Here is a 23,140-nt window from a genome sequence, read left to right as displayed (position 1 = left end):
TATCATTCTGAATGAATGAGGCGGGGGACAAATGTCAGGCTTGAGATCGACCCGTGCAAGATCGGGTTCCACGTTCTTTCTCAAGCTGCGGGCCCGTTATCTGCTTCATGCTGCAAAAGCGTCGCTCATGCAGCGCTGGATGATGTTGGTGGGGGCCATACTGGCATCCCCTTCCATTCCTTTCGTGGCCATTTTTCTGCAACTGGGCCATTTATCCATGGCGGTGCTGGCGGGCCCACAAGGCTTTCGGGCGCATCTCATAGCAGTTTTTGCGGCTCAAACCGGTTTCGTAGCCTGGTCCCAGGGGTTGCGTCGCTTCGTGCGCGGTGGAAATTTTCGCCCCTTTCTCGATACCCTGCCCATCACGCCACAGACCCGTCTGCTGACAGCAGGCGCCTTGCTTGCGGCACTCGATCTGCCGCTTTTCCTGCCTTTTTTGATCGGTGGCGTCCTGACCGGCGCGGCGTCGCTGTCAGCCCTGTGTCTCTATTGTATGGCGCTGATGGTTTTTGCGGGGCTGGTCCTGCTTCTTCAGGCAGCGCTCGTTGAGCGCCTTATTCCTCTCTGCATCGCAATTTTTGTAGCAGATTTTCTGCTCGCTGGCGGTTGTGTAACGCAGCCAGTCTGGTCGAGGGTATTGTACCTTTTTGGCGCAGCCGGATCTGGCGCAGCCGGATTTGTTCTGGCCGGTCGAGAGCCCGGAATTGGTGCTCTTTCGGCATGGCTGTCTGCGCATCGGAGGCTCCCGCGCCATGTCAGAGCCAGGCCGGTCGACAGGCTGGCGCGGCTTTCTCCCGTACTGCGTGTGCAGCTGCGCAGCTGGTTGGAGCCTGGAAGTGGTGTCGGGGTGTTGCTCGTCATCACCCTTCTGCTGCCGATCGGGTTATGGGTGCTGTTATCGGTCTTTGCCTATGATGGACGATCCATTCCGGTGATGATTGTCGGGATGGCCGTCGTCTCGCAATGCAGCCTTGCGCCATTCGTCGCGCTCGATACTGCGCATCGTCGGGCGAAGGCTTTTATTGCAACACTTCCGCTATCGCGCTCTTTCTGGATCAGGCGCGATCTTGCGCTCGTGCTGACCGTCTTTGCGCCCTCTGCTTTCGTCTTTGTGCTGCCTCTGTGTCTGCACGCGCTCGTTTCTCCGGTCGCGCTGATCGTGATCGTGGTGTCCTACGCCCTGCTGCTTGTGGCGATGCGATCGAGCCTGCGCATCGATACGCGCTGGCGGCCCATGGCCAGTGTGACCCTGAGCATTCTCTGGGTCAGTTTCATTCTGATGGAGGTGACGGCATGACCGCCATCCTGCGCTGTTCGGACCTTTGTGTGGCTTATGGAGGGCGACCCGTTCTCTCTTCGGTCAGCCTCTCGCTCGGTGTCGGATTCCATGGTCTCTGGGGAGCGAACGGCACCGGCAAATCGACCTTGCTGCGCATGTTGTCCGGCTCGGCAAGGCCCGATCATGGCGATGTCTGGATCAATGGAAAGCACCTGGTGCGTGACGACGTTGCGGCGCGGCAGGGCCTGGCCTATGTGCCCGACGAGGCAGCGGTTTATCCCTTCATGACAGGCCATGATCTGATGGCGTTGTGCGCTTGGGCACGCAAGGCGCCGGATATAGCCCCTCAAATAATAGAGGGGTTCGGCCTCGCGCCGCATCTCGACAAGCGTTACGACGCGCTGTCGCTGGGCACGAGGCGAAAAATGCTGATCGCCTCCGCCTTTATCGGTGAGCCGTCGCTTCTGTTGATGGATGAACCGGCAAATGGTCTCGATGCACGATCGCACGCTTTTTTCGGCGCGCTGCTGGCCGAGAAATCCCGGACAGCCTGCGTGCTCTTGTCAACGCATGACGGGGCGTTTCTCGAGACGATGGGCGCTACGATCATCCGTCAGGAGAGTCTTGGTGCCTCCTGACATTAGATAATGCGGTCAGTGATAGGTCACAGGCCGCGCACTGGCGATTTCCTGCTCATCAGCAAAGCGCGGCCACTGGGCGCGCGCAAGAGCATGAAGCGACGGGGCGGGCAGGCCCAGCTTGTCGGCATAGATCCAGAGATAGGCAAAGGCGTGATGAACATAATCGCGCGTCTCGCCATTGGGCAGCAGTTCCATGAAGAGCAGCGGATCGTGAATCTGTCCGGCTTCACCCGGTGCGCCACTTTCCCAACGCGCAATGGCGCCCGGCCCGGCATTATAGGAGGCGAGGGTGTGAATGAGATCGCCCCCCTTCGGTGCTTCTTCCGAACGCTCCGACAGACCGGCGAGATACTGCACATAGAGCTGACCGATTTCGAGATTGACGGCCGGATTGTGCAGACGCCCGACCATATCGGCCGGTACGTTGATGATGGCAACGCCATGGGCGTCGAGCGCAGGCTTGGGGCCACTGACAAAGCTGGCGGTCAGGGGGCGGATCTGCATCAGCCCATGGGCACCAGCGCTGGATGACGCCTTGGGATCGAAATTCGATTCCAGACGGGTCAGCGCGTAGACCAGTGCCGGGTCCATTCTGAACCCGTGACGCGGGGCAAGCTGCGGCATCGGGAACCCGGCCAGATGGGCGGGGCGACCGTCACGTGCAGCCAGAATGGTGGCAATCTGCTCGGACAGATCGTGCAGACCGGCCGCCGCCGCCACGAGCTGTACCGAGTGACACAGAGCGGTGTCCGACGTGATGTCGGGCCACATGCGGCGCAGCAGGGCTTCGGCACGCGAGGTTTCGCCGATCTGCAGCAGGGCGAAGAGACGGTGACCCTGAGGGGTGGCCGCAACGGCCTCGACATCGATTTCACCCATGACCGGAATCGGGTTCTGCAGCGCCGTCGTGTCATCGGCAGAGATGCCGTCATGCCCGTCTTTTTGCGTTGGGTCCTGGCCGGGGGTCATGCCGGCATGATGCAGTCCCAGCATCTGTCGCGCCAGAATACCATAGAATGTGCCTGGTTCGGCGGCGGCGCGCTGCAGCCAGGAGGTGGTCAGGGTCGGCGCATTGCCGAGATGACGATGGGCACGTGACGCCCAGTAGGCGGAGGCGGCGCGCAGTTCATTTGTGGTCGTGCCTGCACGTGAAGCCTGTTCGAAATAGCCCAATGCCTCGTGCAGGGCGCCCTGACGCCAGGCGGCAAGCCCGGCGACATATCCGGCATAGCCGAGTTGATGTGCGCTCTGGGCAAAGCCGTCACGAGCGGTTTGCAGGGCAAAGGCGGTTTCGCCTGCGCTGAGCATGCCCAGCGCAATCTCGGCCTTGAGCTGACCCGCATAGAGTGGCGTCATGCCGGGGGTTGAGTTCACCAGTTTGACGGCGCTCTGACCGCCCTTGAGACCCCAGGAAAGGCGCTCGCTGATCGTCCGGTCGAGCAGGGGATTGCGGTTGAGGAGATGCGCCAGAGGATCCGGCGCTGCCGTTGTGCCCGTCGATGACAGATCCGATGGCGCGAGTGGTGTCGGGAAGTTCTGAGGGGCAACGCTGCCCTTCGGGCTGATCGAGACCAGCAGGTTCTGGATGGCACCGGCATCGGCCAGACTGGGAAAAGTCTTGAGCCACAAGCGCAATTGCACGGGTTCGGGATGGTAGGCCGGGTTGAGATAGCGCTCGGCGAGCAAATCGCCGATGAGCACGTTGTCATGGGCCGCACGGGAGCGGGCGATTGCGGTTTCGAAATCGCCGGAACGCTGGGCGCGGAAAGCCTCTTTCAGAAGCGCAGCATCTGAGGCGGAAAGGGGATGGGGAAGACCATTCGAACCACCAGGCGCAGACGAATGCGGCGTTGCAAACGCCGTTTCCTCGCTCTGGCTGTTGTCATGATCGGCAGGGTTAAGCGTCGATTTGCTTTCTTGGGCACGAAGCGGATTGAACGTCGCTCCCGCCACAAGCACAGCGCACAGCATCAACGCACGGGCACTGTTACTCGACGCGAAATAAGAAATTCCTCGCATGGTGGAGATGCTGGTAGCCCCCCTTGCTCGATAAAGCAAGAGTGGCCAAAAGGTCACACCAGAGGAGTTCGCTATTCTAAGATCGTTTCTCGAATTCTACCAGAGGGATAACACTAAAAAACCGCATTTTCCGGGGCTAAAATCGTTTTTTTTTATGACGCTCCTGAAACCAGATGCGCGCTCACGAAGACGAGAGCGTTTCTGCCAGAAAAACAAGGTCTTTCCACATCTCCCGGCGGGCTCTGGCGCTGGAAAGCAGCTGCTGGGGGTGCTGCATGGCCAAGGCCTCGACCATGGTCCCGTCATCGAGTCGCACCTTGTGCCAGGCGCCACGTGACCGTGCCATGCTCGCCTGCTCGTCAAGCAGGAGTCGCAGAGGGGTCAGACCGAGCAGAACGAGGCGTTCGGGGCGGGCCTTGACGATGGCGGCATTGAGCAGGGCGCGGCACTCGCGACTTTCTATCAGCGAGACAGCGCGGCCGCCTGGCGGGCGCCAGGGCAGGGCAGGCGCCTGGGAGAGGCTGGCGCGATCGAGCCCGATACTGGGAAGGATCATGTCAAGCAGGCGCCCCGTTTCTCCGGCAAACACCTCGCCTGAGCGGTCTTCATCAGCATCCGGCGCATCGCCAATCAGCATCAGGGAGGCACCGGGTACGATGCGTGGTCGCACACTGGTCGAGGCCGTGCGCGCAAGGGCGCATTCCGGGAATATTTCCACCCCCCAGGCCTGGGCGGCCTGCGCGTCGATCGGGGCCTGACGCGGCTGGGCGGGCGAGGGGGGGGCTGGTCTCGCGGCAGGCGCGCGCGCCGGGCGTTGCCGCACTCCCTGAGGCAGTGCGAGAGACGCCGCCCGGTCGAGCCTGTGCGGCGCGACCTCGTCGAGAGCACAATCGACTCCCCAGTCCCGATACAGGTCCAGCAGGGCAAGAATCTCGGAGCGGTCCTGACCGGACAGGGAAAGGGACATGGTTTCTTATCAGTTTGGTGTCTGAACGGGTTCAGTCTAGATTGTCACACGATGCAAACCAAGCGCTCTCCGTCCCGGCTCGTTCTTCTTGCCTGTCTGGCCTCTGTTGCCGGTGTGCCTGTGACCAGGGCCGTGGCTGCCGACACTCAGGGCGGTGTGGCGCTTATGGCGCCCGATTATTCCCTGACGGGCAGCCTGCTCGGCAGTATCGTCTCGGTGCAACGCAATAATGTGAGCGATGCCGATCATGCCCTCTATGAGGCCGTGATGCAGGGCTATCGCGATCCCGATTTCGTGCTGATGGCCCTGCGTTTTGCCGCGATGGATGCCGGGCCGGACTCTGCCGCGCGGGCAGTCACACTGGCCAAGCTGATGCCACAGCAAAATCTGGCGCGTCTTGTTCTGGGCACGGCAGCGTTTCGTGATCGTCACTGGAAGAGCGCCGAGGGTTTTTTCGCCCTGCACAGCAAGGAGACCGATGGTCTGCTGCGCATGGCAGGGCGCGGCCTGCGTGACTGGTGCCATTACGGGGCAAATCCCGCCAATGGACAGGAAGACGACATCACGCTTCCTCAGGGGGGGATCGACCCGGTAACCTGGCTTGCGCTGTTGCAGCAGGCGCGTATCGCCTCGCTGCGCGACGAGGCGCGCACGGATAGTCTGTTTGCCCAGCTCGATCGTAGCGCGGTCGCCGTGCCGCCTCTGGTGCGGGTTCAGGCATTGCAGTTCGAGGCGGACTGGCTGGCCTTTCGTCATCACGATACCGAGGCGCGCCAGAGGCTGAAGAATGTCGGTGGTCTTCTGCCCGCCTTTCAGCTTGTGGCCGGGCGTCTGCGTCCGGGCAGGATAGGCACCGATTTCTCTCCCAATCAGGGACTGGCCGAATTCTATATCGGTGTGACCGCCCTTCTGGGCGATACAGCATCGCATGACAGTGACAATGGCGGGGCGCCCAACCCGGATGACGACAAGCTCAAGGATCTGCGTCAGCTCAAGATTCTGCTGCTGCGTCAGGCCCTGTTCCTCGCCCCTGATCTGACACTCGGCAAGATCCTGCTGGCCGAAGAACTGCGCAATGACGGCCAGCTCGACATGGCACAATCCGCGCTTGACGGCGTGGCGGAAGACGATCCTCTGGCACCGCTTTCCGATCATGCCCAGGCGCAGGTCGCTCTCAAGCGTCACGATCTCAACGCGGCGCTCCATGCGCTGGAGCGGGTGGTCAAGGCCAACCCCGACAACCCCGATATCCTGAACGAACTCGGTTCGGTTCAGGACCAGCTTGGCCATTCCGATGCCGCCATAGAGACCTTCACCCATGCGCTCAATAAGGTGAGCGTCATGGAATCGCGGGTCTGGCCGCTGCTTCTGGGGCGCGCCATTGCCTGGGACCACCTCAAGCGTCGTGACAAGGCTCAGGCCGATCTCGATCGCGCTCTGGCTCTGGCCCCTGCCGAGCCTGTTCTGCTCAATTACGCGGGCTACTCGGATGTCGAGCATAATGAGCGCCCCGAACAGGCCCTGCTGCTGTTGCGTCGTGCCATGGACATGGCGCCGGACGATGCCGAGATACGCGACAGCTATGCCTGGGCACTGCTCAAGCAGAAGGGCGATCTGGCCCAGGCGCTGCCATTGCTTCTCTCCGCAGTCAATGCGGCCCCCGCCGATGCAGAGATCGCCTATCATCTGGGCGTCGCCTACTGGTATCAGGGCCGCCAGCTCGAAGCCCGCGATCAGTGGAGCCAGGCGCTCAACAACAAGCCCGAGCCCGAGACAAAGGCGCTGATCGATGCCGCTCTTGCCGGTGGGCCGGATCTGCCCGTCATGCGCGGTCGTGCCATTCCCTCGCCCCGATGAGTTCGTCGATGTTACCTGCCCGTTCGCTGGCACATGCCAAGATCAATCTGTTTCTGCACATCACCGCACGTCGCGATAATGGCTATCACGAGCTGGATTCTCTGGCCGTATTCGCCCAGACGGCCGATCTGCTGACACTCGAGGCGCCCTGTCCTGCTGAGCAGGGTATGAGCCTTGCCATCGACGGGCCGTTTGGTGCCGGGCTCGAGGCCGGGTCGGATAATCTGGTGCTGCGTGCTGCATCGGCCCTGCGTCTGGCTGCCTCCCTTTCTGACACGCTGCCTGCCTGGCAGATGCGGCTCACCAAGAACCTGCCTGTGGCCTCAGGTATTGGCGGGGGCTCCGCTGATGCTGCCGCTGCCCTGCGTCTGCTCGCTTCGGCCTGGCAGTGCGAGGATGTCGACCTGGCGCCGATCGCTGCCTCGCTCGGGGCAGATGTGCCGGTCTGTATTGCCCAGAAATCCCGGCGTATGCAGGGTATCGGTGAAATTCTCGTCGCTGCGCCACGCCTGCCACGCTGCGCCATGGTGCTGGTCAATCCCGGTGTCGCCGTGCCGACTCCTGCCGTTTTCCGCGCATGGAAGGAGTCCGGTGCAGCGTTTCGTCCTTCTGCCACGCTGCCAGCGCAATGGCATGACGTGGCGGCTCTGGCCGAAAGCCTGCGATCAACTTCGAATGATCTTCAGGCCCCGGCGATTGCTCTCTTTCCCGTAATCGGTGAAGTCTTGAGCCATCTGGAGCGTTCGGAGGAATGTCACTTTGCCCGCATGAGCGGTTCGGGAGCGACCTGTTTTGGCCTTTATGCCGATCTCGATGCGGCATGTAGGGCGGCAGAAAGCCTTCGTGCTCAGGGATGGTGGGCAGACGCCGGATGGGTTCAGAACACAGAGGATCGTCGCTAGATCGCCCGGTATGTTTCCGGGTATTCCGATCGGGTTCCAACCCCGCAAGAAGACATAACCTTTTTTGGTCCGGCGGCTTCTGCGCGTCGGTCCGCCTTGGGAAGATGCGATAAGAGGGAGCTTCCGGTCATGGGTGCAAGAATGCAGGTCATCCAGAAAGAGGATGGCACAGGGGCGACGCTGCGTTTTCTTGAAGGGAGCGGGATCGAGGGGGAAATAGACCTCACGCTCGACCAGCTGAGCCAGCTCATCACAAGCCTTGGTCGCGTGCGCTACGCCATGACGGCCAGTCAGCCCCAGCCTGCGATCGGCAATGTGCCTTTTCTGCCCGTATACAGCACGAACTGGGCATTACAGATCGACGCGCTGACCGAGGGTTCAACGCTTGCCTTCCAGCATCCGGCCTATGGGCCGGTGGGGCTGGTTCTCGCCCCTGAGGATAGCGAAAAACTGGTCAATGGCCTCAAGCAGCACCGCGCCCTGATGGCAGCCGGCACGTCGCGCCAGCCGAGCTAGCCCTTGCGACGCAGGGCTGCCCAGCCGAGCAGCACCCCTGCCAGAGACAGAAGCGTAGCGCCAAAACCGATCCGTCTCGGAATGGTCAGCAGCAGCGGCTTGCGTCCCTGATCGCGCAGGGGGATGCCTTCATAGGGGCCATGGGCGGCATAAGCGCCGGGCAGGCTTTCGTTGAGCGTGTCGCTTTCTGTTTCCGCCTTGCCCGCTGCGTATTGGGCGACAATGCCTTTCCTGGCGAGGTAGCGGTCACGCAGCGACGGCGCGATGCCATTGATCAGGCTTGGCAGGATCGACGAGGCGCCGACCCAGATATCGCGATGATGACCCAGTACGGCCTGACCAATCGCGTGAGCCGCCACTTCCGGCTCATAGATGCGACCAGGAGGCTTGAGCGCATGGCCAGAGCGGTTGCGGCTCCAGCCGAGGCGTGGCGTGTTGATTGAGGGCAGATGCACGACTGTCAGGTCAATGCGGTCTGAAAGCGCACGGATTTCGGGGCGGACACTGTCGCAAAAGGCGCTGATTGCAGCATGGGCGCCATTGATGGCTGCCTGAAGCGGCAGGCCACGCAGCGGGTGGGCGAGCCCCAGATTGACGATCGTGCCACTGCCGCGTCGGCGCATGCAGGCCAGGGCTGCCTGTGTGCCGAATACCGAGCCGAGATAGGTCACGTCCGTTACGCGCCTGAGCGTTTCGGCATCAAGCGAGAGGACCGGCCCTATGGCCGCCACACCTGCCGCGTTGATCCAGACCGTAATCGGGCCGAGCTCGCGCTCGACACGTTCGGCTGCGTCGAAGACCGCTTTTGCGTCCGAGACATCGACCGGCACGATAAGTGTGCGAATGGCGCTGGTTTCGAGCTCATCCGCAGAATCCTGCAGGCGCTGCTCGTTCCGGCCAAGCAGGGCGATATCGAAACCATAGGAAGCCAGCATACGCACCGTGGCGCGCCCGATACCGGCTCCGGCGCCAGTGACGACGGCAATCTGGTTGGGCATGGCGGCAATCCTCATAAGGTCTACAGAAGGGTGACAGCCAGAATGCCAGCGATGACCAGAAAGAGAAAGCCTGTCATGACCAGTGTCAGGCGGCGCTCGATGAAGTCCTTGATCGGGGCGCCGTAGAACCAGAGCAGGGTTGCCACCAGAAAGAACCGCGCGCCGCGCGTGACCAGACTGGCCGCCAGGAACGGCAGAATGGCAAAATGGGCGGCACCGGCAGCGATGGTGACAATCTTGAACGGGATCGGTGTCAGGCCCTTGAGCAGGATGATCGCCACCCCGTACTGCCTGAATTTTTCCTGAAGTGCCGCGAGGCTATGCTCGGCATGATAGAAATGCACGATCGGCATGGCGACATGCTGCAGCAGAACCGCACCGATCACCCAGCCCAGCATGGCCCCCATGACCGAACCGGCGGTACAGATCGCAGCCAGCACGAAGGCCCGCTCGCGCGCCGCCAGCACCATCGGGATGAGCATGAGATCGACAGGGATCGGAAAGAACGAGGCTTCGGCAAAGGCAACGGCAAAAAGCCACCAGCCAGCATGAGGCGAGGCCGCAAGGGCGAGCGTGCGACGATAGAGCGGCTGGAACACGAGAGGCCTCCGGAATTCAGGAAACCCGTCAATGGCCCAAGCCGCGTTTTATGTCGAGCGTGGTCCCCAGAGGATGAGTGCTGCCCCGCACAGGCAGATCGCCGCGCCTGCCAGCTCCCATCGGTCCGGGCTGCGACCTTCGAAGAGGCGCATCCAGATCAGCGAGGCGGTGATATAGACACCGCCATAGGCCGCGTAGGCCCTGCCTGCACTGTCGCTGTCGATGCGGGTCAGAATGAAGGCAAAGAACATCAGGCTGAACAGCCCGGGGATGATCCACCAGATTGACCGGTCCAGACGCAGCCATGCCCAGAAGGCAAAACAGCCGGCAATTTCGGCAAAACCTGCCGCAAGATAGAGACACAGGGTCAGCATAAGGCGCGTCCGTCAGGGTGGTTTCACAGGATGGGTTGTTTGAGCAGCATTCCGGCCCGAGGGCAAAAAAGCGCTGCAGGACAAGAGGAGAGAGCGATGAGTGAGGCCTTGTCTGTTGCAGGGCAGTGGGATGGGCAGTTTACCTATCCCCGTGATTATGAGCCGGAATTCTTCCAGGCGGCGCTTTTTGAGGCGGAATCCGTGATTGGTGGCACCATCACCGAGCGAGCCCATGCCAGCACGGAAGATTCGGCCTGCTTTGTCGCCCTTGTCAGCGGGACACGTCAGGGGCGGCATGTGCAGTTTCGCAAGACCTATCAGACAGATCGCCGCAATCACGTCGTGCTTTATGAGGGCATGCTGAATGAGGCAGGGGACGAAATTGAAGGCACATGGGTCATAACGGGCAGCTGGCAGGGCGCCTTTCTCATGATCCGGCGCAAGAGGGACGCCGTGGCCAATATCGTCAAGGTTTCGGCGCAGATCGACGGCGACATCTGAGGGGGCTAGCCCAGATCGATCATTGATTTATGGGGCGTTCTGTATAAAACACGGATAAATCGTTGAATGCGTCGAGACTGTTTATAATAACGATTGATAATCGTTCAATTTACTGACTCGCGCCAGAAACCGGGTGCTCCTCTCATGTCTTTCGCTTCGCTGCCGCGTCGTTCGGTGTTGTCCACGCTTCTTGCCGCGCCTCTGGCCCTAGGCCTGCGCTCCGCGCGTGCAGCCGACAAACCGATCCGTGTCGGTATCATGGCGGGTGAAGATGAGGATATCTGGCGTCTTGTCAGCCAGAACGCGCAGAAATCCGGGCTGACTTTGAAGATCGTCACATTTTCCGACTACTCCACGCCCGACGAGGCGCTGGCATCGCATGATCTCGATGCAAATTCGTTCCAGCACATGCCGTTTCTGAAAGCCCAGAATGAAGGGCACGGATTCAAGATTGTGCCCGTAGGCAACACCTATGTCGCGCCGATCGGGCTGTATTCCCGCAAATGGAAGACGCTCGCTACCCTTCCAAAGGGCGCGGTCATCGGTGTACCGAACGACCCGAGCAATGAAGGGAGGGCGCTCCTGCTGCTTCAGTCGCTCGGTTTTATCAAGCTTTCGCCTTCGGCGGGCCTGCTGCCGACACCGCTCGACATCACCGAGAACCCGCATGACTTCACGATACGGGAGCTGGATGCCGGTGTGGTAGGGCGCGCACTGCCCGATCTCGACGCCGCTGTGATCAATACGGACTGGGCGCACAAGGCGGGTGTGGATGTGGTCCACGAGCGTCTGGCCCGCGAAGGGGTGAAGGACAATCCCTATATCTGCGTGATTGCCGTTAACAGCGATCAGGCGCAGGCCCCCTGGGTCAAGCCGCTGGTGAGCGCCTATCAGCAGCCCAATATCCGTCAGGCCCTGATCGACGTATACGCCAATACCGTGATCCCTGCCTTTCCATGAGCCTTCTTGACGTTTCGGGTCTGTCCTGCCGTTTCGGGTCACAGACGGCGCTGAGCGATATCAGCTTTCAGGTCGACAAGGGTGAGATCATCGGGGTGATCGGCAGCTCGGGGGCGGGAAAATCCACGCTTCTGCGCTGCCTCTGCGCGCTGGAACGCCCGACCGAAGGCCATATTCTGCTTGATGGCGCTGATCTCACGCAGCTTTCCGAGCGTGATCTCGTGGCAGCCCGGCGCAAGGTGGGGCTCGTTTTCCAGCATTTCAACCTGCTGAATTCCCGCTCGGTCGCTGCCAATATCGCGCTACCGCTCGAAATTGCCGGCTGGCCGAAACCGCGCATCGCGGAACGCGTCGAGGAACTCCTCGCGCTCGTCGGGCTCGAGAACCACGGTCACAAACGTCCTTCCCAGCTTTCCGGCGGTCAGAAACAGCGTGTCGGTATTGCACGGGCCATTGCCAATTCGCCCTCGCTTCTGCTTTGCGACGAGGCAACCTCGGCGCTCGATCCGCATACGACCGCCTCCATTCTCGAGCTGCTGGCCGATATCAATCGCACGCTTGGCCTGACCATCATTCTCATCACTCATGAAATGGAGGTCGTGCGTCGCTTTGCCCATCGCGTTCTGGTGCTCGATCATGGCGCGCTGATTGAAAATGGCAGCATGGCGACGCTGATGCGTGACAGCCGAGGTGACCCGAGGCTTGAGCGCCTGCTGGCCGATACGCGCCCCGGTCTGCCTGAGACGATCAAGCGTCAGTTAAGCGCCGACCCTGTGCCGGGCGGTCTGACACTCATGCGTATCGTGCTGGGCCCTGAAGCCGCGAAGACGCCCTTCCTGTCACTTCTGACCACGCGTTTCGATCAGCAGATCACCTTGGTGCAGGGCGGCACCCTATCCTGCGGAGGGGATCTCCTGACCGACATGATTCTGGCATTCTCTGCCCCCGTGACCGAACCGCTTGCTGCTTTCCTGGAGCAGCAGGCCCATGTGACGGAGGTGCTCGGTCATGTACCGTCTGATCGCTAGGCTCATCGCTGAATCGACGCTGCAGACCGTCGAGATGGTTGCCGCATCAAGTCTTGTCGCTGTTCTTTTCGGCCTGCCTCTGGCTGTACTCATGATCGCGACCCGTCGCACCGATCTTTATGATCTGCCCTGGCTGGGTCGCCCTATCGGCTGGGTCATTGATGCGGTTCGCGCCATTCCGTTCATCATTCTGCTGGTGCTGCTGATCCCCGTCACCCGCTTCATCGCTGGCACATCGCTCGGCACATTGGCGGCCATCGTGCCGCTCTCGATTGCGGCCATTCCCTATTACGCGCGTATTGCCGAAATCTCGTTGCAGGAGATCGAGCCCGGTCTCATTGAGGCCGTGCGTGTCATGGGGGGCACGCGCTGGATGGTTATTCGCTATGTGCTGATTCCCGAAGCGCTGCCCGGTCTTCTCTCCGGCCTGACCGTGACGGCAATCACCCTTGTCGGCGCCTCTGCCATGGCAGGCGCCATTGGCGCTGGTGGACTGGGCGACCTCGCCATCCGCTATGGCTATCAGCGCTTCAACACGACCATCATGTTTGCCGTGGTCGCCGTGCTGATCCTGCTCGTGGGGATCATTCAGGGGGCCGGGACGCTCGCTGTCAGGGCTGTCCGGCGATAGGGAGCGGGGCGCTGCCCCAGGCCCCGCCAGAGGCTTGCCTCTGGACTCGTTTTGTCTGTGTAAAGCGGGGTGCAGGGGCCGAGGTCCCTGCCGGATTCGGGCGGAGCCCGACACACATCAAATCGGCAGAATGACGCTCGCCCTTAGCCCGCCTTCAGCACGGTTTGTCAGCGTCACATCACCGCCCTGGCCGCGCAGGGTGGAACGGGCGATGGCAAGACCCAGCCCGGTGCCGCCGGTTTCACGGTTACGGCTGGTCTCGGCGCGGACGAAGGGTTCGAACATGCGTTCGAGATCCTCCGGCGGCAGGCCGGGGCCGCTGTCGTCAATGCGGATGCAGACGGATTTCTCCTGATCGGGGCCGCGTACGCAGGCGACGCTGATCGAGACCGACCCGCCATATTTCAGGGCGTTCATCACCAGATTGGTCAAGGCGCGCTTGAGGGCAAGCGAGCGTGCCTTGATGCGGATAGGTGTCTGCGGGGGTTCATAGCTGACGTCTTCAGCCAGATCGGGGCGCGCCTCGGCGGCTTCGTCAGCCACGGTCTGGAGCAGGGCACTCAGATCGAGCGCGGTCATGGGTTCGAGGGTCGAACTATCGCGCCCAAAGGCGAGGGTCGCGGCGACCATGCTCTCCATCTCGTCCAGATCGGCAAGAAACTTGTCGCGCAATTCATCATCATCAATGAACTCGGCACGCAGTTTGAGACGGGTGATCGGGGTACGCAAATCATGGCCGATGGCGGTCAGCATGAGCGTGCGATCGGTCACGAAACGCCGGATACGGGCGGCCATGGTATTGAAGGCAACGGCCGCCTGACGGATCTCCGTCGGCCCGGCTTCGGGCAGAGGCTGGGCATGGACGTTGCGTCCGAGTGCCGTGGCGGCATTGGCCAGCGTCGCGACAGGCGCAATGAGACGATGCGATCCCCACAGGATCAGCCCGCCACCGCAGATGGTCATGAGGGCAAACGAGATCATGAAGGTGGGGGAGCCAAACGGGTTGGGCGGCCTCACCGTATAGCTCATGACCAGCCAGCGATGGTCGTCAGGCATCTGGAAAGACAGGGCGTAATGACGCGTGGATGGCTTGTGCCCCATGATGACGCGCGCAGGACGCAGCCTTGCAGGCAGCATGCCGATACCCGCAAGAGGTGGTGGCATGAAGGCCTGTGGGCGCCGCTCCTCGTTGGCGAAACCATCCATATTGTTCGAAGGAGGCGGCCCGCCTTCAAAGGGAAAGGGAGGACGGCCTTCGCCACCACCGCCACCGCCAAAATCGCCGGGGTTGCCGCCGGGGGGCGGTCCGCCAAAACCGGGTTCTTCCTGCCCGCCAGAGGGGCCGGTGCGCATCATGGGGCTCATGCCGTAAGGAGGCAGCGGAATGAAGGCACCGGGGAGATGCGTATCCGGTTTGTTGTCGAAGATGATCTTGAAGTTCGACGGCACTTCGAGGGCGGCCAGACTGGCTTCACGATCCGAAGGACGAAGCTCGACCAGGGTGTGATAGATGGAAAAGGCGTGATGCTCGTTATCGTGCATCTCGGCCCGGTCGGCGATATTGAGGTGATCGAGGGCATGGATGGTCAGGCCGGCAGCCTGAACCACGCAGAGCCCTGCAATCAGAAGCAGATTGGTGCGCGCTCTCAGCGAGCGCGGCAGCAGATGCAGCACAGCGTCAGAGGCGTTCGACATCGGCGGCAAGAACATAGCCACCACCACGTACGGTCTTGATCATCTGCGCGTTGCGTCCGTCATCCTCCAGCTTGCGACGCAGGCGGCTGACGGCGACGTCGATGGCGCGATCGAACGGACCTGCCTGTCGGCCGCGCAGCAATTCCAGCAGCATGTCGCGGGTCAGAACGCGGTTCGCGCGCTCCAGAAAAGCCAGAAGCATGTCGTACTCGCCGCCGGTCAGCGGAATCTCGGCGCCTTCAGGGTTGAGCAGGCGACGACGTGCGGGCTCCAGGGTCCAGCCCGAGAAGCGGATCGTACGGGAGTCAGCAGAGAGTTTCTTGTCCGAGCTGTCGGCGGTGCGACGCAGAACGGCACGGATGCGGGCCAGAAGTTCACGCGGGTTGAAGGGCTTGGCGACATAGTCATCGGCGCCGAATTCGAGGCCGATGATACGGTCCGTCTCATCGCTCATCGCGGTCAGCATGATGATGGGCACATTATCTTGGCTACGCAGCCAGCGTGCGATGTCGAGGCCGCTTTCGCCAGGCAGCATGAGATCCAGCACCACAAGCTGATAATGCCCGGCAGCCCAGGCACGACGGGCTTCTCGCCCGTCGCGTGCGGCTGTCACGCGGAAATGGTTGCGCTCCAGAAAGCGGCAGAGCAGCTCTCGGATCTCGCGGTCATCATCAACGATCAGAAGGTGCGGGTTCGTATCCATAAATGTAACATTGGTCCGAATCGCATTGGCGCCACAAGAGGGTGTTTCACTCCGTCACAAGTTGCGAAACCCTGTCTCAATCGAGCCAGGGTGGGGTCGGCAGGTTTTTCGCCCGCAGAAAGGACGGATTGAAGATCTTGGACTGGTAGCGCGCGCCGCCATCGCAGAGAATTGTTACAATCCGATGCCCTGCACCAAGGCGTCTGGCCACGCGAATCGCGGCGGCCACGTTGATTCCGGCTGAACCGCCCAGCGAAATACCCTCACGATCCTGAAGCGAAAAAATCTGCTCCAGCGCTTCGGCATCGGGAATGCGCTCGGCATCGTCGATGGTGACGCCCTCAAGATTGCCCGTCACGCGCGATTGCCCGATCCCTTCGGTGATCGAACCGCCAGAGACGCTGAGATCGTTGGATTTGACCCAGCCATACAGACCCGACCCTTCAGGATCGGCCAGAACGATCTCGGGGCGCTTGCGGCCGGCCTGCCCGGCCAGATCGCCCAGGCCGAGCGCAACGCCAGCCAGTGTGCCACCCGTGCCGCAGGCGCAGGTAAAGGCGTCGATCTTCCCGTCGAGCTGATGCCAGATCTCTGCTGCCGTGGTCGCACGATGGCCTTCGCGATTGGCGGTGTTGTCAAACTGGTTGGCCCAGACCGCATTATCGGTTTCTTCGGCAATACGACGCGAGACATGCACGTAATTGCCCGGATCGCGGAATGGCTTGGCAGGCACCAGGCGCAGATCGGCACCGATCATGCGCAGGAAATCGATTTTTTCCTGACTCTGCGTTTCAGGCATCACGATGATGGTGCGATAGCCACGCGCCTTGGCAACGAGGGTCAACCCGATGCCTGTATTGCCAGCCGTGCCTTCCACAATCACGCCGCCCGGCTTAAGCAAGCCGCGTGATTCGGCGTCGAGAATAATGGCGAGGGCGGCACGGTCCTTGACCGAACCACCCGGATTCATGAATTCCGCCTTGCCGTAGATGTCGCAGCCCGTCGCCTCGGAAGCGAGTCTCAGGCGGATGAGCGGCGTGCCGCCAATCGCACCGATCATGCCATCGGAAGGGTGCTTCCACCCGGGAATAATGCCCGAAGAAAGCGGAGAATTCGGGGTCTGCGTGGTCATCTGCATTCCATCCTATACGTCTGCGGTTTCAGAGTTTAACGTCGCGACATGTAAAATAAATGAGGAAAAACGATGGTCGACTGTATTTCAGCGCGCGAAGCGTGGGAACGTCTGGGCGCCGACAAGGATGCCGTTCTGATCGATGTGCGTACGCCGGGTGAGTGGCAAGCTGTCGGCCTGCCCAATCTGAGCACGCTCGACAAGGAGGCAATCGCGCTGAGCTGGGACCCGTATGATGCGGCCGGTTTTGCCGAGGCGCTGCGTGAGGTCGTGCCTTCGCTGAATACGCCACTGCTTTTTCTGTGTCGCTCGGGTATGCGCTCGCAGCAGACGGCGGAACTGGCGGCGCATCTGGGTTATGAGACGAGCATCAATATTGTCGAGGGTTATGAAGGCCCCCCCGATGCCACCGGGCAGCGTGGGCGCGTTTGCGGCTGGCAGTTTCAGGACCTGCCACGCTTTTTCCCCGGCTGACGATCAGGTGTCCTGCACGCCCAGCGTCAGGGCGAGTTTTTCCGCCTCGATGGCGACACGCTCTGGTGTGACGTCGTCGAGGAGTGGAATTTCAGCCAGTACCGCGATCTTGCCAAAGCGTTCGATGGCGGCACGATTGCCTGCATTCGGTACGCCACTCATCACGATTCCGGCGATTTCGATGCCCCGTTCACGCAGGGCTGCGAGGCTGAGCAATGTGTGATTGATGGTGCCAAGGCCGCTGCGGCAGACGAGAATGACCGGCAGATCGAGGCCGGCCAGCCAGTCGATCAGCAGCGTGTCGTCATTGAGCGGCACCATCAACCCGCCAGCGCCCTCGATGACCAGAGGTTTGTCCGTTTCGGGCAGTGTCAGCGTATCCGGCCTTACGACTATATTCTCGAGCGCTGCCGCATCCTGCGGTGAGAGAGGGGCCTGAAACGCATAGGCAGGCGGGATGACACGATCCGGTGCCAGCCCTGCCAGAGTGGTCACACCTGCTGTATCGCCGGCCTCTTCATTCAGCCCGGTCTGGAAGGGTTTCCAGTACGTGGCGCCGAGGGCTCTGGTGAGAATGGCGGAGACAAGGGTCTTGCCGATGCCTGTGTCGGTACCGGTGACAAAAAAACGCGTCTGTTTTTCGGCAGAGCCGAAAGCGACCTGATAATCCATGCTGTCTGCGGTCCTGTCGAAATGCTGCATGACCCGGCGCAGATCGCGTGCGGGCAAAGGCGTGCTGCCGGTTCTGGGGGTGGTCGCGCCAATCGCTTTCAGATCACGCAGAAAATCCCGTGCCGATCCGACTGGGTCGCGAAGGGGCGTGACCGTCCACTGGCCTCGAAGCGCGTGTGGCCATTCGGTCTGCAAGAGAGGCAGCGCCGGATAATCCGGAAAGCCGCAGGGCAGACCGAGCGCCTCGCAGGAGGCCCGCCATTGAGCGAAGCTGCCCTGAGCGAGCGTGGTGACCTCGATCCTGCCGCCCGGTGTCAGCAACCGGGCCAGCCGCCGGAAGGCAGCCTTGCGATCGGTGAACCATTGCATGCAGAAGCTCGAGCAGATCAGGTCGAAAGAGCCGTCCAGCGTCGGTGTCTCGGCATCCATCACCCGAACGACCGCATCCGGAACGGCCTGACGGGTGCGCTCGACCATTCTGGGTGAGAGATCGATTGCCGTCAGCTGCCCTTTCGGAAAAAGCCTGCGCAGGGCGCGGGTGAGAATGCCGGTTCCGCAGCCGAGTTCGAGAATACGCTTCGGAGCCGGGCGATCTGCATAAAGCGCCGCCAGCCTGTCGGCGAGGGCGGAGGCGGCGATGGCCTGCACACGCGCGGCCTCTTCATAGAAATCGGCGCTGTCGAACCGCGATGCAATCGTGCTGCGCGCATCGGTCATGAGGCGGCTTTCAGGATATCGGCGACAAGGGCCGCGCAGGCATGAGGCGCGGTGACCGGCAGAAGATGCCCGCCCTCCATCACGAGGCGTGTTGCCTCGGAAAAGCTGGCTTCATGCATGGCGGTCGAAATCAGCGGGTCCTGCGCGCCATGAATGGCGGTCAGGGCGCGGCCCCATTCACGCGCTCGGTCGCGTCCATCTGAGTCGAGAAGTTCGGTCAGCCCGGTTTCGAGCGCCTGCTTGTCGAGCGTGGCATCAAAGGGCAGGAACGGCTCGAATTGTCGTCTGAACTGTGTGACTGTTTCTTCCGGCGCGTTGGCGAGGCGGCTGCGCATGCGTGTAACCACCCGTTTGGGTATGCCCGGTGCAAAATCTTCCGACTGGCTGAAGCGTGAGAAACCGTTGAAGGCGATGATTCCCCGACAGGCGGGCAGCGATCGGGTCAATGCCCAGAGCACCCCGGCTGAATGGCCAATCAGGAAATACGGTTCTTCAGGCAAGGCGATAGGGGCAGGGGCGCCGCCATAACCACGGTCGTGAAAGAGCGCGTCAGGCTGGTTGAGCGCCTGATGAAGCGGGCGCCAGAAGCTGGCGTCAAAACTCCAGCCATGGATAAAGACGAGCTTCATGCCGGGCGGGACTGGCTGGCTGTGATGACCGCCTCGGCCAGTCGCGTGATATCCGAGCTGTCATGAGTGGCACTCAGGGCCAGACGCAGCCGGGCCGAGCCGGGTGGCACGGTAGGCGGTCTGATGGCGATAGTGAGAAACCCCTGCTGCTCCAGCCTGCCCGCAACGGCGAGTGTCGTTTCTTCATCGCCGAGAATGACGGGCACGATCTGGGTGGTTGAAAGCCCGGTATCGATTCCGGCGTCGCCGAGCAGGCCGCGCAATGTCGCGGCATTCTGCTGAAGCGCGTGTCGCTGCGGGTCGAGACCGGGCACGAGTTCGAGCGCGGCATCCATCGCGCCCAGCATCGGGGGCGAGGGCGCCGTGCTGTAAATGAAGCCGGAACTCGTCGTGATGAGCCAGTCGCAGAGTGCGCGCGATCCGGCGATATAGGCGCCCATGCCGCCAAGGGCCTTGCTGAACGTGCCCATCACGAGATCGACCTCGTGACCATGTGAGAGGCCACGCCCCTGCGGGCCGAGCACGCCGGTCGCATGGGCTTCATCGAGATAGAAGAACGCATCATAGCGTCTTGCGAGCGCCGAAAGCGCTGCAATATCGGCTGTGTCGCCATCCATCGAGAATACGCTCTCTGTCAGGATGAAGCGCATACCGGGCAGATCGGCATGGCGCTTGAGCAGGGCTTCAAGATGGTCGAGATCGTTGTGGCGAAAGCGGATCTGCCTCACGCCTGAGGCAGCGCAGCCCTGATGCATGCTGGCATGGTTGAGCTTGTCGCAGAAAACAAGCGGTGCCTCGCCGGTCTGCTCTTTCGCAAGGCGGAACAGCGCTGGCAGGACGGCAGCATTGGCCTGCCAGCCAGAGGCGAAAAGCAGTGCGGCCTCTGTGCCCTTGAACGCAGCCAGTCGGGTTTCGACCTGCTCGTGAAGGTCGAGCGTGCCTGAAACCAGTCGCGACGCGCGTGACCCGGTGCCATGGCGCAAGGCCCAGTCGGCAGCACGCTCGCGCAGCATTCTGTGGCCCGAGAGGCCGAGATAATCATTGGATGAGAAATCGCGTATGGCCTGCCCGTGACGCAGCACCTGATCTGGCGTGCGTTGCAGGGGGCGCAGTCGACGACGCAGGGCGCGTGCCTCGAGAGAGTCGAGGGCCTGTCTGAGAAGCGGATCGAAACGCGTCATGCCCTGTCCCTGCCGTCGTGACCCGCCCTTGTCAATTGCGCGTTATCGCGCCCGAGGTTGCGCTACCGCTTAATGGCCTTGCGGTAACCACGCCGACCGAGAAGGCCGAGCAGCGGCAGGCAGAGCCGTAGCAGGCAGGGGGCCAGCATGCATAACCGGCCGAAAATGCCATCAATGGCTGGCAGGAATCGTTCTTCCCGGTGCCGGGTAAGCTGATCGGTCACGGCTCTGGCAACGAGATCGGGGTCGAGGGGCGTGCTGACATAATTCAGCATCGACCCGCCCTGCTGCATTTCGCGTGTCAGCATGTCGGTCTGCACGGCACCGGGGAAAACGGTGCTGACCAGAATGCCACGCGAACGCACTTCCTGAGCGAGTGAGAGGGCAAAACTGCGCAGCCCGGCTTTTGCGGCGGCATAGACAGCACTTCCCGCCAGGGGCATGACCGCAGCCATCGAGTTGACGAACACGATGCGGCTCTTCTGTGGGCCATCGACCGTTTGCATCAGGGGCAGCATCAGGCGTGTCAGCAGAATGGGCGCGCTGAGGTTGAGAGCGATCTGATCGGCAATGGCGGCCTCATCGCTTTGGGCGACGGGTGATGGCGCAATCGTACCCGCACAGTGAATGACGGCGAAAACGGGCTCGCTGTTTTCACCGATCAGGGCAGAGGCCTCGCTCAGTGCGTCAGGCGAGCCGAGATCGCAGGGTAGGTGGATAAAGGCATCGTTCTCGATCGCCGGGGCTGACCGGCAGAGCGCGATAACCTGATAATCGAGGGCGAGCAGGCGCCTTGCGATCAGAATACCGATTCCACCCGATGCGCCGGTCAGAACCACGCGCTTCCGATGTCGGGGCGAGATAGTCAGGCCATGTTCGGTCTCGCGAGAGAAAGAAGTCGCGAGAGAAGCGCCCTGCAGGGGGGAGGAAACCGTCATGCATTCCGTCTTACCCTCGAAATTCGGCATGAGACATGCGAATTCGATAGGGTGCGGTCTTTTTTAATCTCGACCTTTCCCCTCCCGCGCTCTGACGCAGGAAGGCGCCCGGTCAGGGGCGTGACAATCGGGCTGTCAGTTCAGACGACCGAGATTGCGGAAATCCTGCTTCGTCTTGTCGGAAAGCGCTTTCATGCGTTCGTGCTGCGCCTTCTGGTCGGCACGGAACTGGTCCAGCTTCTGAGTACGCTCTTCCTTGATCTGGTTGAGCTTGTTTTTCTGATTTTCGATCTTGCCCTGGATCTTCTCGCGCTCGCGCTCAGGAGCATTGGTATATTTGTCGCGCAGGTCGTCGATCTTCTTCTGGCGCGCTGCGGCGGCGTCGCGGTTCTTCTGCTGCCAGTTTTCCACACGCTGGTTCAGGCAGTTTTCCTTGTTGGCCAGGCGACCGATCATATCGGCTCCGGAAGTATTGTTGTTGCATCCCGAAGTCTGGGCATGAGCCAGAGGCATGGAAACCAGAGAGGCTAACGCCATAGCGGATAGAAAACGAGTCTTGGTCATGATTTCTCTCAATCAGATACTGATGGCGTACTTTAAATGGTCTCAATGTGTCGAATATGCGGCGTGAAAATCAGATATCTATCTGGATTTCCGGCTCTTTACAGAGCGATCACGCATTTTCTGCAGCAACTGGCGTGCCGCGACGAGATCAAATTTCTGCGCTTGCCTGCGTCCGCGGGCCATATATTCCGCCCTGAGTGCCGGATCGCCGATCAGGCGCAGCAGCGCGCGCTCAAGGGCATCGCCATCATCAGGCAAAGCGAGGAGGGCGGCGTCTCCGACCACTTCCGGCAGGCCGCCGCGAGGCGAGGCGATGACCGCAGCACCGCTGGCCATGGCTTCGAGTGCGGTCAGGCCGAAAGGTTCAGGCCAGCGGCTCGGCACCACCACGATCGATGCGGCGGCCATGGCTTCGAGCACCTGATGATGCATCTGATAACCGCAGAGCGTGATGCCCGCTGCGCGCGCATCGGTCTCAACCCGATCGACGAAGGTCGTGCGGGGTGAGTTGAAGCGGAAACGATCGGCGCCAATCATGATGGCGCGCCATTCCGGCGCCTGCGCGCTGATGGCCGACCAGGCGCGTACAAAGGCATCGGCGCCCTTGTCGGACACCATGCGCCCTGCAAACAGGACAAGCTTGGCGCGCTCTGCCGGTGGTTCGGGCAGGGATGAGAGATCCAGACAATTCGGCATGACCGTAACCGGGCCGTCATCCAGATCTTCCAGAAAGCGGCGGCGTAGCCAGAGAGAGACGGTGAAGACGCGCACACGCTGCATCAATTCCTGTCTCTGGCGAGGACGCTTGGCGCCGTGCATGTCCTGCGGGTCGTTATGCAGGATGAGATGGACGGGAATGCCGCACCGGCTCAGGGCATAGGCAAGGGCAGGGCGGTTATGCACCTCGATGAGATCGGGCTTGTGCCGACGGATCTCACGCTGGCACGCAATCCGGTAACGCGTGCCATCGCGTCTCCAGCGATGCAGGCCGCCCGGTTCGGTAATGGCAAAAAACTGCCCACCCGGCAGGGGCGTGCCCGTTACCTCGGTGCCGATGACGATGTCATCAGGCGTGGCGAGACGTGACACCAGAAGCGCGATGGCGCCCGCCCGGTCCGGCGCATAGCCTTCCCGGCGGGGGAGAACGGTCAGAACTCTCATG

At 61.7% G+C, this 23,140-nt stretch carries 24 protein-coding genes; 10 read left to right on the top strand and 14 right to left on the bottom strand.

Annotated elements, in window-relative coordinates:
• Positions 1–31: 31 nt before the first annotated feature.
• Positions 32–1,297 (top strand): hypothetical protein, encoded by a 1,266-nt coding sequence (locus tag AA105894_RS09945; protein WP_267311583.1) that lies wholly within the window; start codon positions 32–34, stop codon positions 1,295–1,297.
• A complete protein-coding gene (locus AA105894_RS09940; RefSeq protein WP_267311582.1) occupies positions 1,294–1,917 on the top strand; it encodes an ATP-binding cassette domain-containing protein in 624 nt (207 codons plus the stop codon). Before AA105894_RS09945 ends, AA105894_RS09940 begins: the two co-directional genes overlap by 4 nt.
• Positions 1,918–1,932: 15 nt before the next feature.
• Here AA105894_RS09940 and AA105894_RS09935 read toward each other — a convergent pair whose 3' ends face one another.
• Together AA105894_RS09935 and AA105894_RS09930 are read right to left on the bottom strand one after the other, a co-directional pair.
• Positions 1,933–3,939: a transglycosylase SLT domain-containing protein gene (locus AA105894_RS09935; protein ID WP_267311581.1), complete on the bottom strand. Its 2,007-nt coding sequence runs from the start codon at positions 3,937–3,939 to the stop codon at positions 1,933–1,935.
• A gap of 181 nt (positions 3,940–4,120) precedes the next feature.
• On the bottom strand, positions 4,121–4,906 hold the full coding sequence (locus tag AA105894_RS09930) for a uracil-DNA glycosylase (RefSeq protein WP_267311580.1): 786 nt from the start codon (positions 4,904–4,906) through the stop codon (positions 4,121–4,123).
• Positions 4,907–4,957: 51 nt separating this feature from the next.
• Here AA105894_RS09930 and AA105894_RS09925 point away from each other — a divergent pair, with 51 nt between their 5' ends.
• The 3 genes from AA105894_RS09925 (at position 4,958) to AA105894_RS09915 (ending at position 8,181) form a co-directional block, all read left to right on the top strand.
• Entirely contained in the window at positions 4,958–6,763 is a 1,806-nt protein-coding gene (locus tag AA105894_RS09925) for a tetratricopeptide repeat protein (protein ID WP_267311579.1), read from the top strand.
• A gap of 8 nt (positions 6,764–6,771) precedes the next feature.
• The gene (locus AA105894_RS09920) at positions 6,772–7,665 is read left to right on the top strand and encodes a 4-(cytidine 5'-diphospho)-2-C-methyl-D-erythritol kinase (protein WP_267311578.1); all 894 of its coding nucleotides are present in this window, start codon (positions 6,772–6,774) and stop codon (positions 7,663–7,665) included.
• Between the two features lie 129 nt (positions 7,666–7,794).
• Entirely contained in the window at positions 7,795–8,181 is a 387-nt protein-coding gene (locus AA105894_RS09915; RefSeq protein WP_188425537.1) for a hypothetical protein, read from the top strand.
• Here the strand turns inward: AA105894_RS09915 and AA105894_RS09910 are convergent.
• From AA105894_RS09910 to AA105894_RS09900, 3 genes are read right to left on the bottom strand one after another with little or no spacing between them, the layout of a single operon-like run.
• Positions 8,178–9,179: an SDR family oxidoreductase gene (locus AA105894_RS09910; protein ID WP_267311577.1), complete on the bottom strand. Its 1,002-nt coding sequence runs from the start codon at positions 9,177–9,179 to the stop codon at positions 8,178–8,180. The two genes, AA105894_RS09915 and AA105894_RS09910, sit on opposite strands and share 4 nt — an antisense overlap.
• Before the next feature lie 20 nt (positions 9,180–9,199).
• Positions 9,200–9,778, bottom strand: coding sequence for a YqaA family protein (locus AA105894_RS09905; RefSeq protein WP_267311576.1), 579 nt, complete (start codon positions 9,776–9,778; stop codon positions 9,200–9,202).
• A gap of 48 nt (positions 9,779–9,826) precedes the next feature.
• Complete coding sequence (locus AA105894_RS09900) at positions 9,827–10,153, bottom strand: YnfA family protein (protein ID WP_267311575.1); 327 nt, start codon at positions 10,151–10,153, stop codon at positions 9,827–9,829.
• A 96-nt stretch (positions 10,154–10,249) separates the two neighbouring features.
• On the opposite strand from AA105894_RS09900, the gene AA105894_RS09895 reads away from it, so the two are divergent.
• The 4 genes from AA105894_RS09895 (at position 10,250) to AA105894_RS09880 (ending at position 13,273) form a co-directional block, all read left to right on the top strand.
• Entirely contained in the window at positions 10,250–10,654 is a 405-nt protein-coding gene (locus AA105894_RS09895; RefSeq protein ID WP_267311574.1) for a hypothetical protein, read from the top strand.
• A gap of 144 nt (positions 10,655–10,798) precedes the next feature.
• The gene (locus AA105894_RS09890) at positions 10,799–11,614 is read left to right on the top strand and encodes a MetQ/NlpA family ABC transporter substrate-binding protein (RefSeq protein ID WP_267311573.1); all 816 of its coding nucleotides are present in this window, start codon (positions 10,799–10,801) and stop codon (positions 11,612–11,614) included.
• Positions 11,611–12,642 (top strand): methionine ABC transporter ATP-binding protein, encoded by a 1,032-nt coding sequence (locus AA105894_RS09885; RefSeq protein WP_267311572.1) that lies wholly within the window; start codon positions 11,611–11,613, stop codon positions 12,640–12,642. The genes AA105894_RS09890 and AA105894_RS09885 overlap by 4 nt, the downstream gene beginning before the upstream one ends.
• On the top strand, positions 12,623–13,273 hold the full coding sequence (locus AA105894_RS09880) for a methionine ABC transporter permease (RefSeq protein ID WP_267311571.1): 651 nt from the start codon (positions 12,623–12,625) through the stop codon (positions 13,271–13,273). Before AA105894_RS09885 ends, AA105894_RS09880 begins: the two co-directional genes overlap by 20 nt.
• 117 nt (positions 13,274–13,390) lie before the next feature.
• Here AA105894_RS09880 and AA105894_RS09875 read toward each other — a convergent pair whose 3' ends face one another.
• The 3 genes from AA105894_RS09875 to AA105894_RS09865 all read right to left on the bottom strand — a co-directional run bounded on the left by AA105894_RS09875 (position 13,391) and on the right by AA105894_RS09865 (position 16,731).
• Positions 13,391–14,983, bottom strand: coding sequence for an ATP-binding protein (locus tag AA105894_RS09875; RefSeq protein ID WP_267311707.1), 1,593 nt, complete (start codon positions 14,981–14,983; stop codon positions 13,391–13,393).
• Positions 14,952–15,671, bottom strand: coding sequence for a response regulator (locus AA105894_RS09870; protein ID WP_025840579.1), 720 nt, complete (start codon positions 15,669–15,671; stop codon positions 14,952–14,954). The genes AA105894_RS09875 and AA105894_RS09870 overlap by 32 nt, the downstream gene beginning before the upstream one ends.
• Before the next feature lie 76 nt (positions 15,672–15,747).
• Positions 15,748–16,731 carry a cysteine synthase A gene (locus tag AA105894_RS09865; RefSeq protein WP_267311706.1) on the bottom strand — a complete coding sequence of 328 codons (984 nt, stop codon included), beginning with the start codon at positions 16,729–16,731 and terminating at the stop codon, positions 15,748–15,750.
• A 144-nt stretch (positions 16,732–16,875) separates the two neighbouring features.
• On the opposite strand from AA105894_RS09865, the gene AA105894_RS09860 reads away from it, so the two are divergent.
• On the top strand, positions 16,876–17,277 hold the full coding sequence (locus tag AA105894_RS09860; protein ID WP_267311570.1) for a rhodanese-like domain-containing protein: 402 nt from the start codon (positions 16,876–16,878) through the stop codon (positions 17,275–17,277).
• A gap of 3 nt (positions 17,278–17,280) precedes the next feature.
• On the opposite strand, the gene bioD is transcribed toward AA105894_RS09860, so the two are convergent.
• The 6 genes from bioD to AA105894_RS09830 all read right to left on the bottom strand — a co-directional run bounded on the left by bioD (position 17,281) and on the right by AA105894_RS09830 (position 23,139).
• Positions 17,281–18,666: a dethiobiotin synthase gene (bioD, locus tag AA105894_RS09855; RefSeq protein ID WP_267311569.1), complete on the bottom strand. Its 1,386-nt coding sequence runs from the start codon at positions 18,664–18,666 to the stop codon at positions 17,281–17,283.
• Positions 18,663–19,295 carry an alpha/beta fold hydrolase gene (locus tag AA105894_RS09850; protein WP_267311568.1) on the bottom strand — a complete coding sequence of 211 codons (633 nt, stop codon included), beginning with the start codon at positions 19,293–19,295 and terminating at the stop codon, positions 18,663–18,665. Before AA105894_RS09850 ends, bioD begins: the two co-directional genes overlap by 4 nt.
• Positions 19,292–20,476 (bottom strand): aminotransferase class I/II-fold pyridoxal phosphate-dependent enzyme, encoded by a 1,185-nt coding sequence (locus AA105894_RS09845; protein WP_267311567.1) that lies wholly within the window; start codon positions 20,474–20,476, stop codon positions 19,292–19,294. The genes AA105894_RS09850 and AA105894_RS09845 overlap by 4 nt, the downstream gene beginning before the upstream one ends.
• Positions 20,477–20,538: 62 nt before the next feature.
• Positions 20,539–21,414, bottom strand: a complete 876-nt coding sequence (locus tag AA105894_RS09840) for an SDR family NAD(P)-dependent oxidoreductase (RefSeq protein WP_267311566.1) — start codon at positions 21,412–21,414, stop codon at positions 20,539–20,541.
• Between the two features lie 135 nt (positions 21,415–21,549).
• Entirely contained in the window at positions 21,550–21,978 is a 429-nt protein-coding gene (locus AA105894_RS09835) for a hypothetical protein (RefSeq protein WP_267311565.1), read from the bottom strand.
• A gap of 78 nt (positions 21,979–22,056) precedes the next feature.
• The gene (locus AA105894_RS09830; protein WP_267311564.1) at positions 22,057–23,139 is read right to left on the bottom strand and encodes a glycosyltransferase family 4 protein; all 1,083 of its coding nucleotides are present in this window, start codon (positions 23,137–23,139) and stop codon (positions 22,057–22,059) included.
• Between the last annotated feature and the right edge of the window lies 1 nt (position 23,140).

It is taken from the genome of Asaia spathodeae NBRC 105894, assembly GCF_025994195.1.
Classification (GTDB): Bacteria; Pseudomonadota; Alphaproteobacteria; order Acetobacterales; family Acetobacteraceae; genus Asaia; species Asaia siamensis.
Note: the sequence above shows the minus strand (reverse complement) of the source record. Positions and strands in the feature narration are given on the sequence as shown.

What these genes read in the sequence shown, in the direction of transcription:
- AA105894_RS09945 (WP_267311583.1), top strand. Translation starts at nt 32, where the DNA reads ATGTCAGGCTTGAGATCGACCCGTGCAAGATCGGGTTCCACGTTCTTT.
- AA105894_RS09940 (WP_267311582.1), top strand. Translation starts at nt 1,294, where the DNA reads ATGACCGCCATCCTGCGCTGTTCGGACCTTTGTGTGGCTTATGGAGGG.
- AA105894_RS09935 (WP_267311581.1), bottom strand. Translation starts at nt 3,939, where the DNA reads ATGCGAGGAATTTCTTATTTCGCGTCGAGTAACAGTGCCCGTGCGTTG.
- AA105894_RS09930 (WP_267311580.1), bottom strand. Translation starts at nt 4,906, where the DNA reads ATGTCCCTTTCCCTGTCCGGTCAGGACCGCTCCGAGATTCTTGCCCTG.
- AA105894_RS09925 (WP_267311579.1), top strand. Translation starts at nt 4,958, where the DNA reads ATGCAAACCAAGCGCTCTCCGTCCCGGCTCGTTCTTCTTGCCTGTCTG.
- AA105894_RS09920 (WP_267311578.1), top strand. Translation starts at nt 6,772, where the DNA reads ATGTTACCTGCCCGTTCGCTGGCACATGCCAAGATCAATCTGTTTCTG.
- AA105894_RS09915 (WP_188425537.1), top strand. Translation starts at nt 7,795, where the DNA reads ATGGGTGCAAGAATGCAGGTCATCCAGAAAGAGGATGGCACAGGGGCG.
- AA105894_RS09910 (WP_267311577.1), bottom strand. Translation starts at nt 9,179, where the DNA reads ATGCCCAACCAGATTGCCGTCGTCACTGGCGCCGGAGCCGGTATCGGG.
- AA105894_RS09900 (WP_267311575.1), bottom strand. Translation starts at nt 10,153, where the DNA reads ATGCTGACCCTGTGTCTCTATCTTGCGGCAGGTTTTGCCGAAATTGCC.
- AA105894_RS09895 (WP_267311574.1), top strand. Translation starts at nt 10,250, where the DNA reads ATGAGTGAGGCCTTGTCTGTTGCAGGGCAGTGGGATGGGCAGTTTACC.
- AA105894_RS09890 (WP_267311573.1), top strand. Translation starts at nt 10,799, where the DNA reads ATGTCTTTCGCTTCGCTGCCGCGTCGTTCGGTGTTGTCCACGCTTCTT.
- AA105894_RS09885 (WP_267311572.1), top strand. Translation starts at nt 11,611, where the DNA reads ATGAGCCTTCTTGACGTTTCGGGTCTGTCCTGCCGTTTCGGGTCACAG.
- AA105894_RS09880 (WP_267311571.1), top strand. Translation starts at nt 12,623, where the DNA reads ATGTACCGTCTGATCGCTAGGCTCATCGCTGAATCGACGCTGCAGACC.
- AA105894_RS09875 (WP_267311707.1), bottom strand. Translation starts at nt 14,983, where the DNA reads ATGTTCTTGCCGCCGATGTCGAACGCCTCTGACGCTGTGCTGCATCTG.
- AA105894_RS09870 (WP_025840579.1), bottom strand. Translation starts at nt 15,671, where the DNA reads ATGGATACGAACCCGCACCTTCTGATCGTTGATGATGACCGCGAGATC.
- AA105894_RS09865 (WP_267311706.1), bottom strand. Translation starts at nt 16,731, where the DNA reads ATGATCGGTGCGATTGGCGGCACGCCGCTCATCCGCCTGAGACTCGCT.
- AA105894_RS09860 (WP_267311570.1), top strand. Translation starts at nt 16,876, where the DNA reads ATGGTCGACTGTATTTCAGCGCGCGAAGCGTGGGAACGTCTGGGCGCC.
- bioD (WP_267311569.1), bottom strand. Translation starts at nt 18,666, where the DNA reads ATGACCGATGCGCGCAGCACGATTGCATCGCGGTTCGACAGCGCCGAT.
- AA105894_RS09850 (WP_267311568.1), bottom strand. Translation starts at nt 19,295, where the DNA reads ATGAAGCTCGTCTTTATCCATGGCTGGAGTTTTGACGCCAGCTTCTGG.
- AA105894_RS09845 (WP_267311567.1), bottom strand. Translation starts at nt 20,476, where the DNA reads ATGACGCGTTTCGATCCGCTTCTCAGACAGGCCCTCGACTCTCTCGAG.
- AA105894_RS09840 (WP_267311566.1), bottom strand. Translation starts at nt 21,414, where the DNA reads ATGACGGTTTCCTCCCCCCTGCAGGGCGCTTCTCTCGCGACTTCTTTC.
- AA105894_RS09835 (WP_267311565.1), bottom strand. Translation starts at nt 21,978, where the DNA reads ATGACCAAGACTCGTTTTCTATCCGCTATGGCGTTAGCCTCTCTGGTT.
- AA105894_RS09830 (WP_267311564.1), bottom strand. Translation starts at nt 23,139, where the DNA reads ATGAGAGTTCTGACCGTTCTCCCCCGCCGGGAAGGCTATGCGCCGGAC.